The 14373-nt window shown below is 42.3% G+C and carries 9 protein-coding genes; 4 read left to right on the forward strand and 5 right to left on the reverse strand.

Annotated features, from left to right (window positions below; translation table 11 throughout):
* The first annotated feature begins 322 nt into the window (after positions 1–322).
* Positions 323–3496, forward strand: coding sequence for a M43 family zinc metalloprotease (locus A7985_RS10565; RefSeq protein WP_065790416.1), 3174 nt, complete (start codon positions 323–325; stop codon positions 3494–3496).
* A 63-nt stretch (positions 3497–3559) separates the two neighbouring features.
* Here the strand turns inward: A7985_RS10565 and A7985_RS10570 are convergent, their stop codons facing one another.
* The 3 genes from A7985_RS10570 to A7985_RS10580 form a co-directional block, all read right to left on the reverse strand.
* A complete protein-coding gene (locus A7985_RS10570; protein ID WP_176716726.1) occupies positions 3560–6268 on the reverse strand; it encodes a tetratricopeptide repeat protein in 2709 nt (902 codons plus the stop codon).
* A 401-nt stretch (positions 6269–6669) separates the two neighbouring features.
* Complete coding sequence (locus tag A7985_RS10575) at positions 6670–8373, reverse strand: MAP7 domain-containing protein (protein ID WP_065790418.1); 1704 nt, start codon at positions 8371–8373, stop codon at positions 6670–6672.
* Positions 8374–9149: 776 nt separating this feature from the next.
* Positions 9150–9746, reverse strand: coding sequence for a LysE family translocator (locus tag A7985_RS10580; protein ID WP_065790419.1), 597 nt, complete (start codon positions 9744–9746; stop codon positions 9150–9152).
* A gap of 99 nt (positions 9747–9845) precedes the next feature.
* On the opposite strand from A7985_RS10580, the gene A7985_RS10585 reads away from it, so the two are divergent.
* Positions 9846–10727, forward strand: a complete 882-nt coding sequence (locus A7985_RS10585; RefSeq protein WP_065790420.1) for a LysR family transcriptional regulator — start codon at positions 9846–9848, stop codon at positions 10725–10727.
* Here A7985_RS10585 and exaC read toward each other — a convergent pair.
* The gene (gene exaC, locus A7985_RS10590; protein WP_065790421.1) at positions 10724–12244 is read right to left on the reverse strand and encodes an acetaldehyde dehydrogenase ExaC; all 1521 of its coding nucleotides are present in this window, start codon (positions 12242–12244) and stop codon (positions 10724–10726) included. The two genes, A7985_RS10585 and exaC, sit on opposite strands and share 4 nt — an antisense overlap.
* A 152-nt stretch (positions 12245–12396) precedes the next feature.
* Between exaC and A7985_RS10595 the strand changes: the two genes are divergently transcribed.
* Positions 12397–13347, forward strand: a complete 951-nt coding sequence (locus A7985_RS10595) for an AraC family transcriptional regulator N-terminal domain-containing protein (protein ID WP_081310511.1) — start codon at positions 12397–12399, stop codon at positions 13345–13347.
* Here A7985_RS10595 and A7985_RS10600 read toward each other — a convergent pair.
* Positions 13307–13762, reverse strand: a complete 456-nt coding sequence (locus tag A7985_RS10600; RefSeq protein WP_065790422.1) for a flavodoxin family protein — start codon at positions 13760–13762, stop codon at positions 13307–13309. The two genes, A7985_RS10595 and A7985_RS10600, sit on opposite strands and share 41 nt — an antisense overlap.
* A gap of 94 nt (positions 13763–13856) precedes the next feature.
* Here A7985_RS10600 and soxR point away from each other — a divergent pair, with 94 nt between their 5' ends.
* Positions 13857–14357 (forward strand): redox-sensitive transcriptional activator SoxR, encoded by a 501-nt coding sequence (soxR, locus tag A7985_RS10605; protein WP_065790423.1) that lies wholly within the window; start codon positions 13857–13859, stop codon positions 14355–14357.
* The last annotated feature ends 16 nt before the right edge of the window (positions 14358–14373 follow it).

Here is a 14373-nt window from a genome sequence, read left to right on the forward strand (position 1 = left end):
TTCTCTGTTCAAACTTTAAACACTTGTATTCTTTGCACTATTTCTAAATTCACAGATTAAAACCTCCCACCCGAAAGTAACAAAAATGCAAAAACATACATTATATTGTATACAATTAATTTTCATTGAGGTAAGTTAAAAAGCGCTTAATACACAAAATGTGTAATCAAAGCGCGAATAATCAGCGCATAAGCGATTAATAAAAAACAGAAAAATAAATCACAATCGAGAGGTATAGGCAGCAATGCCAATTGTTAACTTAGATACGGGCGTTAACTGAATACGTATCACCTGTTAACAATCATAACTACAGGAGAACAACATGTATTTGTCTAAGCCGGTGATAACTGCGTCACCAAATAACAAAGCATTAAATTACATTACAGCCGCATTACTAACAGCTTGCGCAACAACCCCTGCTTTTGCTGGTGAAAGTGCCAAGTCGCCATTATCAGCTGTTGATCATGTATCAAGTATCACTGCCCAAACGCACCATACCCATTCAGGGCAAATTTGCGGTACAGATCATAACGCGCAAAGCTGGTCCGCCATTCAAAAAGAGAATGCTCGCCAAGCAAAAATAAGTACCAGCTTCGCCTCACAAATCATGTCAACACTCGCAACACAGGCAGATCCCGCAGCTGAAAATGGAAATGGCGTACCCGGTAGATATTACATCCCTGTCGTCGTGCATGTTTATGGTGACAGGTATAACTGTGAAACAGGCACATACTGTTTAACAGAGCAAAAAATTATTGATGGTCTGAATAAATCCAACCAAGATTTTTTAGGCCTTATAACTGATGATGGCCCCATTGCACCTGAATTTCAGGCGATTAGAAAAAACCTCAATATTGAATTTGTACTCGCAAAAAAAGACCCAAATGGTCAGCCTACAAATGGTATCGTGCGCTACCCAGACAAAGCCGGATATGGTAAAGGCAGTGGTGTCGATGACCAAATCGCAGCGGATGCATGGGACAACTTTAAGTACATGAATATTTATGTTCAGCACGACCTGTACGACGATGGTTCCACAAATAACTCTGGCGTAGCTTGGTACCCGCAGCTTAGCATGTCTCAAAACGGCCTCTCGCGCGTGGTTTATAATGGTGATTACATCGGCGCAAATACCAATGAAAACTTTCGCTCAGTTTTGACCCATGAGTTTGGTCACTGGCTCAATCTTCCGCATACTTTTGATGGTAGTTGTACCGTCCATTCAGAAGCTTTCTGTAATGCAACTGGTGATGGTTCGTGTGACACACCGCAAATGAGTAGCAGCATTTTACAAGACAACGCAAAGAACTGTCTGGGTCAGCCGACCAATACTGAAAACTTCATGCACTACTCAGACAATTATGCCATGTTTACCAAAGATCAAGTTGATCGCATGACAGCGGCGCTTCATGGCCCTGCGCGCGCAACCATTTGGTCAAACGCAAACCTCATTGCAACCGGCTTAGGGGAGTATACCAGTGATGCCGATCACCCATGGGATGGTACGTCAGGAGCGGTTGTGCCACCAAAAGGCACGGTCGTTCAGTCGTTTAGCGACCTGTCAGCACAAAAGGGGGAAATAGATAATTTTGAGATCTCAGTGCCCGAGGGCACGCAAGCCGTAGCTTTCTATCTTGATGGGTATGATGAAGACCCTGATATGTACGTCTCTAAAGGCAAAGCACCAGTTAAAAACGGTGACTCATGGGAGGCCGACTTTATTTCCTTTAGAAGCGCTGGTTCTCCTGAACTTGTGACACTTTCCGCGCCATCGAGCACAGAAACTTACCACACGACAATTGATGCATTCAGTGCATACTCGAATGCCACCTTAAGCATTATTTCGGGCACTGACACTACATTATGCCAAGGCTGTGAGCGTGTGTTTTTATCTGAAGTAAAAGGCCTGAAGTCAGCTAAAGGCGCGGAGCCTAAAACATATCAATTGGATATTCCAGCAGACGCAATTCGTACTGTTGCAGTCATACCTGGAGGCTATCAAGGTGACCCAGATATGTACGCCAGCATGAATAAAGTGCCCACAACTGACAGTTTCGATTGTGGCCCATTCAGTGCGCCAAGGCTCAGTGAGTATTGTGAGTTTTCTGCGGGAGGCGGAACCCTTAACCTGTTGGTCGATCCATTCCTTGAATATAGTGATGCATCACTTGTTGTTTACTATGAAAGAGCGACTGATTCAGAACTACCTGTAGCACAAGCCAATGGTCCGTATAATGGTCTAATTGGTGAGAATATTTCGTTTAGTAGCGCTGGATCTTTCGATAGTAATGGCAGTATAACGAGTTACCTATGGGACTTTGGCGATGGCAATACGTCAACCGATGCCAATCCAATCCATACTTATCAACAAGCTAACACGTACACCGTTAAATTGACGGTGACAGACAACGACAATAACACAGCCAGCGATATGGCCACGGCTCAGATAAAGTCTGAAAACCAAGCTCCTGTAGCTAATGCAAATGGCCCCTACACTGGTCAAGCTGGAAAATCTGTTAGCTTTAGTAGCGCCAACTCCTCAGACCCCGACGGCAATATCGTGAGCTATCAATGGCAGTTTGGCGATGGCCAATCAAGCTCATCTGCAAACCCGACTCATACTTATGCCGAAGCAGGCGACTATACCGCTTCGCTTACTGTTACAGATAACGACGGGTTAAAACACACCGCACAAGCCAGCGTTAACATCGCAGGCATGGATTACTGTGAAGCGGATGGTAATACAAGATATGAGTGGATTGCCAATGTTCAATCTGGTGCTTTTAGTAACCCTTCACAAGCCAATGGTTACAGTGACTTTACATCGCAGGTGATTAATCTAAATGAAGGCGATAATCAGTTCACGCTAACACCTGGTGGCAACTACACAGAACATTGGGTCGCATGGATAGACTTTAATGAAAATGGTCAATTCGAACAATCTGAGCAAGTAATGAGTGGTGTTTCTGGCAAAGGCGCTGTCACGGGCACCGTTTCAGTGCCATCTGGTACTGTGGGTAAAACAGTCAGAATGCGCGTCGCAATGAAATACGATGGCGCACCTACGTCGCCTTGCGGACGCATCGGAGATGGTGAAGTTGAAGACTACACTGTCACGATCAAGCCTAATGATGCTGCTAAGCCAGTACCAAATGCATGTGCGACCCAAACGCCCATCACAGGTGGACGCCTTGAAGCCGGTAAAGCAGCCTGTCTGGGTGGCAATGGTACGCTTTGGTTAAGTATTGGCGATATTAATACCGCACAAAATATCGCCATCACCACAGCGCACGGCCAAAGTAATTTGCATGTTTTATATAAAAACGGTGGTTGGCCCAGTGACAACGATAAAGATGCAGAGTCCAACTCAGGCACCACAACAGAGTGCATCTCAGTGCCAGCTGGCACGCAGTATTGGTCTTACTTAAAAATCACAGGAGATGCAAAAGACACAAGTATTATTGTCGATTTTGATAGCCGTCAATGTAGGCAGTAAATAACGAAAAGTTTCATCCTTATTCTCACCAAAAGCGCTGAATGAAATACGTCGGCGCTTTTTTTATCTTTGAATAATATTCAAAGGTAGCGTGATATCAAAAGTGACACCCTGCTCGGTGCTGTCTCTATAATTAATTTGTCCATCAAGCACAAAATTCACCAGATTAAAGACCATGTATAAACCTAGCCCTACATTTCCCTCACTTCGGGCGGTGGTAAAAAAAGGTTCGAAAATATGCGGCTGCGCGTCAACTCCCATGCCAGTGCCATTATCACTAAAAGTAATTTGCACACCGCCATCATCGACATGCACACTGACATTAATTCGCCCTTTTTCATTGCCAAAGCCATGTTGCAGAGCATTTTTACACAAGTCCTCAAATACCTTACCTAGCGCTTGGGTATCACAATTTACGTGGATCTCTGCAGGGCAAGTTATATCAAAACTTAGCGCTGTTCCTTTGATATTATGTGCAATCATTGCATCTATAAATTCTTTTAACTGCACCGTTGTCGCCGAGCTTACATATTCATGTACCGATGCATGCTTAAACCGCTTCACAAGCTCTGCCGCTCTGCCAATATTGCTCTCTATAAGTTGAGTGCCCGATACAGAGACTTCTATAAAGCTTTTAGTGTCACTCAGTGTTAATTTGCTCGCTTCTAATTTTTCTTTAAATATGGCCAGCTCTTCTTGCAGCACCGAGCTGGCCGTAACCGAGTTGCCCAAAGGGGTGTTAAGCTCATGAGATACACCTGTAACAAGGCGGCCAAGCGATGCCATTTTTTGCGCCTCTAGTAACGACGACTGGGTCGTTGTGAGCTCATCGAGCGTTGACGCTAGCTCATCCCTTGATTGTTGTAGGCTTATCGTGCGTTCTTCCACCCGTTGCTCTAATGTTGCATTTAGTTCAGCAAGTGCGAATTCCGACGCTTTTATTTGAGATATATCCTTTATGGTGCCACTCACGCGCAAGGCTACGCCATCTTCACTACGTGCTGTTACTTTCCCGCGATCCAATACCCAAAGCCAGTCGCCGGTTTGAGTCATCACACGATAACTCACCTCATAAAAATCAATTTTTCCTGCCAAGTGCTGAGAAAAACACGCCTGCAAATGAGTAAAATCATCTGGATGAACGACCGACTTTATCTTATCTAAATCAGTGCCTATATATTCATTAGGTAAACGCAAATCGCGCGCTTGATTATCTCGGGTAATGACACCGGATTGCAGATCCCAGTCCCACAATTCATCCCCACTGCCCCACAAAGCAAACGCTAAACGTTCTTTTGCTTCACTCACTAATTTAAGTGCTGATTGCTTCACTTTTAACTGCTTATTTTTGCTGCGCCAAAAATAAGCAAATGACAAAATACTAAACAACAGTAATAGGCTGATGAATATAAACAGCTGACGCGTCGCTTGTTGTTTAAGCTCAAGATCCTTAATTTGATTCTGTTGCTTCAAACTCGCAATTTCGCGCTTTTTCTCTGCAACATCAAACTCAATGGCCAATGCACTAATTTGAAACTGACTATTAATAGTATCCCACTTAGATTTAAGACGATTGTGCGCTTTTAAAAACTCAAGAGACTGTCCAATATCCCCTTGAGTTTCAAATATCGAAGAGAGCTCAGCGTAATACTCTATCAGCCATGCGTCTCGTTCATGGGCTTTGGCCACTTCTATTGCCAAAAGGTAAGATTGAATGGCCGCTTTTGCATTATTTTTTTGCAGATGTAACTTGGCAAATGCATGGTGAATTTCAGCGAGTCTATCTTCCCAACGGGACCCCTGATACAAAGGTATACTCTTTCGCAAGTAATCTTCGGCCAGTTCCAATTGCCCCGTTTGAATATATAACCTGCCCAAATCAAGAAAGGTGGAGACATTTGGATCGGGCCGTTCGAGCACTTCCTTAAGCGCCAAAGCTTTAAATAGGGACTCTTCTGCTTTTTGGTAATCTCCTATTAATCGATAAACGCTACCGAGCCGATTGTAAGTATGGATAACCCCTAATTCATATCCCAACTTTTTTTTCAAGGACAATGATTTATTATGCATTTCTACAGAGCGCTCATAATCAGAGACCTCTTCCAAATATGTCCCCATATTGCTGTAATATATTGCGAGATTTCTTTCACTGTTCAATGCCAAAGCGTTATCAATTGCTTGATTCTGGTGAAATAACACCTTTTCATATAACCCCATTTTTCTGTATAAAGAAGCTAGCCTTTGATGCAAAGATGCCACACCTGATAGCTTATTCAGCTTTTGGAATAGATCTAAGCTATGTAGATAGTCTGCAAGGGCCGCTTGATAGTCTTTTATTTTGGAATTGAGGCTTCCAGAAATTCGGTATGCAGTTGCAAGGTGTGAATCATGACCAATGGAGGTTGCTAACGAAATGGCACTTTTGGTCAATAAATTTGCTGACTCTACATTGTTCCTTCTGGATTCAATATCAGCATTGACTAGCAACGCTAATAGTTGCCCTTCTGTATTATTACTCTCTTGGGCAATTGCTAAGGCTGTTGTCGCAAGTTCATTTGCCCGCGATAGATCCCCAAACGCAAAATAAGCCTTGGCCAAATAACTGTGCAATTTGGTTGCTTGATCTTTGTTTGCAAACGTATCTAACAGCTTCAACCCCGCCTCACCATGTCTTATAGAAGCTTCAGAATCAAAGTGATAATGCGCTTTTACAAAATCAATGATGGCAGCCACTTTCGCCGCCCCTTCACGACGTTCAATATTACTATGCATAGCCTCTACGCTATCTTGCGTGCTTGCAAGACAGCTTTCAAAAGACAAGAAAAGGCTCATTATAAGTAGGAGAGTTTTAATTATTAGATTTGGACTTAGCATTATACGACCCGAACTACCTACCGCGAAGACTACCACTCTTTATAGTCCCTTAAATGAAAAATGCCTAGTTTTAATGCGCTAATCTGGTTGCAGAGCAGACTAAAAAGCTAAACAAAGTCATAAATTTATTAGCAGTAAATGAGCGGGTGAACGCACTAAGTTCAGAGGTCAAAAAATGCAAGCGGATGGCTGAGGCGCGTCGAAGTCACTGTATGTGAAAACCAAAAACATAAAGGCTGTACAAACAGTTTCATACAGCCTTTATAATTTTAGAATTAGCCTTTTGAAAAAACGGACATTTAAATCAATGGCAGTCCACCGATAAATAAATGTAGCGCGCCAAGCGCAATGGCTGCTAGCCCGACGACTTCTTCGTGTGGCGTCAACGCATTTTTGGCCTTTACAAACAATTCAATTTGATTGAGTTTAGGCTCATTTTTCAGAAGTAAAACCCCACCAGCAAGCGCGACTGCTTGAGCCAGGCCACCACCAATTATCGGAGCAAAAGACAATAAGTCAGTTAAAAAATCTAAGATCCCTAATCCAACCACAGCATATCCCACATAGAGTGACTTGCCTTCAATGGCTGAAACCGTTTGGCCAATTTGTGGCACTTTCGCCAAGACACGGCTTTTTGCAATGAGCAAGCCTGAAGACATCATAGCAAGTGCTAGCAAAAGTTGATTTAAGCTAAAAGCAACAGATCCGGAGTTCGCTTGCAATGCCTCCTCTCTTGCCTGTTTCATTTGGGCTTCTGTCTCAAGTCGCTGCTCTCGTGCTTTTGCTTGTTGCTCTTCTCTTTGGGCTTCTCTTTGCGCTTTTAGTTCAGCCTGTTGCTGCTCTCGCTCTAGTCGAGCTTGCTCTTTCTTTTGCTCAGCTTCTAGCTTAGCCTGCTCTTTTTTGGCTTGAGCTTCTTCCCGCGCTATACGCTGCTGCTCTTTGCGTTGTGCCGCCTCTTTGGCTCTCTGTTCTCTCTCAGCTTTTTTCTTAGCTTCCGCAGCGAGGCGTTGTTTCTCTCGCTCTCTTTTGCGAATTTCTTCAGGATCTTCTGGGTAAATCGCACTTTTGGCCAACGTGTCTAAATTGTCAGTGCTTTTTAAAAACCAATTCATTCCCGTATCACTGTAGATATTGTCTACATCATCACTCAGCTGACGACCTGATCTAACAATTTTTCCATCTTTTACCTCAAACGTGTAGGACTCGACTGGAATATTCGTCTCTTTATAAGCAATTATGTGATATTCACCATCTTCCATGCTAGTGATTGCAATGCGCCCACCTTTTTCTTCATGCGGCTTAGAAAACGAAACACCAGTAAACTTTAGGCGGCCAGGATAGGCCTTCATTGAACCGCGTCCCTCACCAATTACTTTATCTTTATATATAAGGTGAAAGTTTAGGCGTGTCCCACCAGGCGCGCTATCTTGCGTGTTTGGTACTGGTTTGATTAATTCCAACGAACTTGCTTGCCAAATATCCATCCGCGCTTCACCAATCGCGGCATAGTCATCCCATAAACTGGCAACTTTTAGATTTCTTGATCCTTTAACAAATTCATTCTTTTCAAGCGCAAACTCGTAAGACTGAAAAAGCGTACCTTTATGGTAAAAGTTCATGGTATACGCTCTTGGTTCCATGTCTATATACTGGTAACCATGCATCGAGCCCTCTCCGGTACAGCTCAAAAAGCGCGTGTTTCTAGGCTCATCTTTAGAGTAATCTACATTCGTGTTGCACAACCAAGCGGCATGTTTTTTACCACCTTGGTCCAGTAGCTTAACTTCAACCGTATTTTTACCTTCTTTAATGTTGGTTACTTTAATATCACCAATTGACAGCCTGAATTTATTGGCATTGGTTGATTGATCATTTTGTTGAAATGAGATGCCATCAAAGTAACTGTAAAGGTCAACTTGAGAAGAAGCTGCCAAAACACTGTTGCTGTTTAATGTAGAAAATGCAGCTAAGCCGCATAGTGACGAGAGTAATAGCTTTTTCACTGTGAGTCCCTTTCGTAAATATATTAGCTAAGACGTTAATTAAACCTCAATACTAAATTACAAATACCAAAAAAGTCCACAACAAAAATTAACAACCGAGAATATATAAATATAATAATAAAAAATTAAATTCATTATTTAAATAATTGGCAACAATCAAAAATAACACAATAAATATAAATCATTTCATATAACCTAAAGCATGCACCACCTTCACTCATCAAATAACAACAGAGACACATATTAGCCACTTCATGACAAGCCTCATAGTTAACTGAACACGCCTTTAAAATCCTTAATAAAAATACACCTCAAGTAATAACTCATAATTATTAAAAAAATAATAATATCGAGAGTTCATAATTTCATTACCCCCAAGTATCACCAACCACGTTACACCCTAGCATTTAGAGCGATTAAAAACAGAGCTACTGCTCAAACTAAAATTACCCAGAAAGAATATAAAATAATTTTTAATTTATACTTTAACCCTATAATAATATGGGCCTATCTGTACTTCCTAAAACAGCGCGACATTGTTTAAGCGGGATACATCGTTAAGATCTGATGCAGTGAAATCAACCAGTATCAATTACATGCTAAATGTGGGACTAAGTGCATACATCATTCGAAATTATTCATCGTAGCGCGTTTACTGAAATACGGGATCATGTCAGTTCCCATAATTACTCAAAAAGAGCGTTGCCTTATGATGTAAAGTCGCTCTTAGCCTGTCGCAATACACGTGTGTAATTATCAATAGTGTCGTGTGATCACTAGATAAAACTTAGCCCTAGCAACACGTATCCACACACGGCCAGAAGTAAACCCCCAGTGAGCCGATTTAAACAGGTTATATAACGTGAAAGAGCAAAGGTATCGGACATTTTTTTGCCCACAATGGCCCATAAACTTAAACTTAGAAAACAAATGATGGCGTATAAGCTCACAAATACAATAAGCCCCGATAAGTGCCCCTCTTCGACAAACAAACTTGTGCCAGCAATCGCAGCTAACCATGCTTTCGGATTTAAAACCATTAAAGCAGCGCCAGACCAAAACCCAATTTGCGATTTCGATGAAGACTGTAAAGGTGAGTCTGATTTAAAAAACTGTATTGCCAAGTAGCAGATAAAACCACAGCCAAGTAGTGCAATTAGGTTTGTCAGCCAAACATATTGTTGAATAAGCAAACTGAGCCCAACCCCGGCACTAAACAGTACACCACTAAAACCCAACGTGGCACCAAGCACAAAAGGTATTGTGCGGCCCACCCCCACTTTTACAGCACGTGAAAATATGATGATATTGACTGGACCTGGCGTAATTGACATCGAAAAAGCATACAGACCCATAGCGAGTAAAGCTGACATTTTTCTCTCCTTTTCTAAATACAGGTTCAGTGTACACTTGCGCTTTTTATATGATTAGATGGTATAAATGAATTTAACTGTTCTAAAAACTTACTCAATATGATTGATGATTTAAAAAGTATCGCCATTTTCGCCGCGGTAGTGGAGCAAGGCTCTTTTCGAGGGGCTGCAAGAAAATTAAAACTGTCTCCTTCAGTAGTCAGCTACCATATTACTGAGCTTGAACAAAAGCTTGATGTGGCACTGTTATATCGCTCGACCCGCAAGTTATCTCTGACAGCTCAAGGGGAGAAACTGCACCAAGTCAGTGAAAAAATGCTTGCCACTGTTGAGCATGGGCTGCTATCGATTACCGAGCAAAGTGATGTATTAAGAGGTAAGTTAAGTATCAGTTTACCAACGGCATTAACTCGCTCAAAATATGCCCATACACTGGCCGACTTTTGCAAAAGCCATCCACACCTTGAAATCAGCATTATTTATAGTGATGTGTTTGAAAACCTGATAGAAAAAGGAATTGATTTGGCGATACGTGTTGGTAACTTACCAAATAGTGACCTGAAGAGTAAACGACTGGGCGAAATCGAGAGAAAACTGGTCTGCACGAGTGACTTTTTAGCACAATATGCTGTCCCATCACACCCTCGAGAGCTTGCACACATTCCGTGGGTGAAACTTGCTAGTTTGCCAGCAAAACGTAGCCTCTTTCACTCAAAGTTAGGACATATTGATATTGAGTTTCCCTATCAAGTAACGGCCAATAGTGTTGAGGGGATGACGCAGCTATGCAAGGACGGCCTTGGTATTGCTACACCACCGGCATATTTAGTGAATGATTGTTTGCAAAGCGGCGCATTAGTTGAACTCTTACCGGGTTGGCGAGTATCTCCGATCCCTGTGTTCGCCATCTGGCCTAATAATGCAACGAAAAAGAGCGCGACCATGCGATTGGTCGCGCATCTTGCAAAGGCTATAACTTAAAAGAACCCTAAAGGACTTTCACTATAGCTGACTAGAAGGTTTTTGGTTTGCTGGTAATGATCGAGTGCTTTTTTGTGGGTTTCCCGGCCAATGCCTGAGCGCTTGTAACCACCAAACGCCGCATGAGCTGGATACATATGGTAGCAATTTGTCCACACTCGACCCGCCTCAATTTTACGACCAAATTGATATGCGCGGTTCATATTCCGAGTCCAAACTCCAGCACCAAGACCAAACTCACTGCTATTAGCCATTGCTAACGCTTCTGCCTCGTCTTTAAATGTACAAAGAGAAATCACAGGTCCAAATATTTCCTCTTGGAACACACGCATGTCATTATGACCTTTGAGCAAAGTTGGTTGAATATAGTAGCCCTGCTCTAATTCATTATCGAGCTTTTCAACCTCTCCACCTAAGAGTACTTGTGCACCTTCTTGCTTACCAATATCAATATAACTCAATATTTTATCAAACTGCGCTTGCGAGGCCTGTGCCCCCACCATTGTGTCAGTATCGAGCGGATTGCCACGTTTAATTTGCTGCGTCCGCTCGATTACTTTGGCAATAAACTCATCATAGATATCTTCTTGAACGAATAACCTCGACGGACATGTGCACACTTCACCCTGATTAAAGTAAGCAAGTACAGCGCCCTCAATACACTTACTTAAATACTCGTCATCTTTTTCCATAACATCACTAAAGTAGATGTTTGGCGACTTGCCTCCTAACTCTACCGTGGAAGGAATGATATTGTCAGCCGCACATTTCAGAATATGTGAGCCCACTGGCGTAGATCCAGTAAATGCGATTTTTGCAATTCGATTACTTGTCGCGAGTGCCTCACCCGCTTCTTTACCAAACCCATTAACAATATTCAGCACCCCAGATGGCAGCAAATCTTCGATCAATTCCACCAACACTAAAATTGACACGGGTGTTTGTTCCGCGGGTTTTAAGACAACACAGTTACCAGCAGCAAGTGCAGGAGCAAGTTTCCATGCAGCCATCAGCAATGGGAAGTTCCATGGAATGATTTGCCCTACAACACCTAAAGGTTCATGAAAGTGATAAGCAACGGTGTGTTCATCGATCTCTCCGATACTGCCTTCTTGGGCACGAATACAGCCTGCAAAATAACGAAAATGGTCCGCTGCCAGCGGTACATCCGCAGCCAATGTTTCACGAATGGCCTTGCCGTTATCCCATGTCTCCGCCACAGCTAAGTATTCGAGATTTTCTTCGATACGATCAGCAATTTTCAGTAAAATATTACTGCGCTGAGTAACCGACGTTGTTCCCCACTCTTCTTTTGCCTGATGAGCCGCGTCGAGCGCAAGCGTGATATCTTTTTCATTAGAGCGCGCAACTTGGCAAAAACGTTTACCATTCACAGGGCTGATGTTTTCAAAGTATGCGCCATCCACAGGAGGAGTCCATTTACCACCAATATAGTTCTCATACTGAGGTTTAAAATTAACAATGGCTTCTGGTGAATTAGGATTAGCATAAATCATAGGTGCCTCTTCAACTTAATGTTGTCATTATTTACTGGCCACATTCTCGTGGTCTTTTTTTCATTTGATTGACATTAATCAAAAGGCAGATTAAAAACTTAACAATCCGTACAAAAAGTTTGCGCAAGAGTCCAAACAAGGAAAATACATAAATGCTAGAACAACTAAACAAGCAAAGACAAAAAGTCTCTTCGCTGGTTGAAAATCGAGTTCATTTTGCTGCCAAAGATGTCGAGCTGAGTATTTATGATACCTATGAGAATGCAGAACATATCCGCCTTTGTTCCAGTGAGATTTTATTTTGCGGGATGTTAACGGGTAAAAAAGTAATGCACGTCAATAGCTGTGACTATCACAAACCTTTTTTGCCAAACGAAAGCTTTGTACTTGCACCCAAACAGGCTGTTTATATTGATTTTCCAACGGCTTGTCTGGACAAGCCCACGACGTGTCTAGCAATTGAAATAAGCAAAGACAAAATTACATCCGTGGCAGACAAACTAAACTATGAACACCATGCACATCAGCAAAATCACTTTGAGTACCACAGTGAGCTTGTACACAATGAGCATAATGCACAAACCCAGCAGTTACTAAATCGGCTTATCCTGCTCTTTAGCGAAAATGACCCACAGCGCGCATTTTATATCGATTTGGCGTTAAACGAATTAGTCGCAAGACTCTTACAGCAGCAAAGTCGGGACTTCTTGTTTAAACAAATCAGCCAAGGCCATTTGAATACTGGGATACACGCCGCGATTGATCATATGCAAAAAGACTTGTCACAGCATTTGGATATCGAGCAACTCTCAAAAATAGCCTGTATGAGTCGCAGTAAGTTCTTTGAACAATTTAAAACCATGATGGGCACGACACCACAGCAATGGCTGCATGGGCAGAAATTGATGTCTGCCCGCAATCAACTCAAACAAGGTCAAAATGTAACGAGTGTTGCTTTTTCATTGGGGTTCAGTCATCCCAGTCAATTAAGTCGAGTTTTAAAAAAGCATTTAACCAAACTCCAAAGCAATATCAAACGCAGCACATCAATCGCCACCAAGATTAAGGCTGTGCTTGAAATTGTCGATGATGAGCCCCTTTGAGTGTCATTCCTAAGTATTCAAAGGTTTTTTGTAGCATATCGATAAATGCACTTGGGGCATCTTTATGAATGGATGTAGATAAAATCGAAAACTGTTTATTGCGCAGTCCCCTGAGTTCAGGCTGAAGCTCTGCATCGTCCATAAATTCAGTAATGCGGTCTATAAAAGCTTTCATTCTCGGTGTGACAGCGTACCAGTATACAGGGGATGCAAATATCACGTGATCAAACTTGAGTACCTCTCTGAACAAGCCTCTAAAATCATCGTCTTTATTGGTATGTTCGTAGCTATAGTCATGAATTAGATAGTCGTCTAGAAATAACGTCTGGGCATCACATTCGCTCGCCAACTCCTCTACTGCTTGAGCTGTATTACCATGTTTACTTGCACTTGAGTACACAATTATTGTCTTCAAAGTTGTTCTCCTATCGTTGATTTGCTGATAGGCTAAAACCTCAACCAAGCTTTAGGTAAAGATTTTTTTAAGCATTTTTTCAAGGGGCTATAAAATGACTTTGGCAAGTGAAAGAGATGAACCCAGGCTCAGTGTTGGGCAAGTGGCAAAACGTGCAGACGTCGCCGTTTCAACATTGCACTTTTATGAAACGAAAGGACTAATCCGCAGTTGGCGCAACGCGGGAAATCAAAGAAGATACAAAAAAGACGTTTTACGGCGTATTGCTGTAATAAAAGCAGGGCAAAAAATGGGCATTTCATTAGTTGAGATAAAAGAGACCCTATCAACCCTACCTGAAAGTCGCACCCCAAACAAAGAAGATTGGGCGAGAATGTCGCGCTTTTGGCAGGCACAGCTTGATGAAAAAATTGCATACATGATGCGTGTTAGAGAAATGGTCGATGGCTGTATCGGTTGCGGGTGTTTGTCGATGAAATCATGCCCAATGTATAACCCAGAGGATATTGTAGCTACAGAAGCGAATGGCGCAGTCTGGCTTGACCACCCTGAGCAAGCCAAGGCGGCAAAAAATTGCTATGATAGCCAAAATTAAAAAATAGGAACAAGTG

Source organism: Pseudoalteromonas luteoviolacea (assembly GCF_001696455.1).
Taxonomy (GTDB): Bacteria; Pseudomonadota; Gammaproteobacteria; order Enterobacterales; family Alteromonadaceae; genus Pseudoalteromonas; species Pseudoalteromonas luteoviolacea_C.

Coding starts and splice junctions, on each gene's coding strand:
- A7985_RS10585 (WP_065790420.1), top strand. CDS start 9,846: ATGATTGATGATTTAAAAAGTATCGCCATTTTCGCCGCGGTAGTGGAG.
- A7985_RS10570 (WP_176716726.1), bottom strand. CDS start 6,268: ATGCATAGTAATATTGAACGTCGTGAAGGGGCGGCGAAAGTGGCTGCC.
- A7985_RS10595 (WP_081310511.1), top strand. CDS start 12,397: ATGCTAGAACAACTAAACAAGCAAAGACAAAAAGTCTCTTCGCTGGTT.
- A7985_RS10580 (WP_065790419.1), bottom strand. CDS start 9,746: ATGTCAGCTTTACTCGCTATGGGTCTGTATGCTTTTTCGATGTCAATT.
- A7985_RS10565 (WP_065790416.1), top strand. CDS start 323: ATGTATTTGTCTAAGCCGGTGATAACTGCGTCACCAAATAACAAAGCA.
- soxR (WP_065790423.1), top strand. CDS start 13,857: ATGACTTTGGCAAGTGAAAGAGATGAACCCAGGCTCAGTGTTGGGCAA.
- exaC (WP_065790421.1), bottom strand. CDS start 12,244: ATGATTTATGCTAATCCTAATTCACCAGAAGCCATTGTTAATTTTAAA.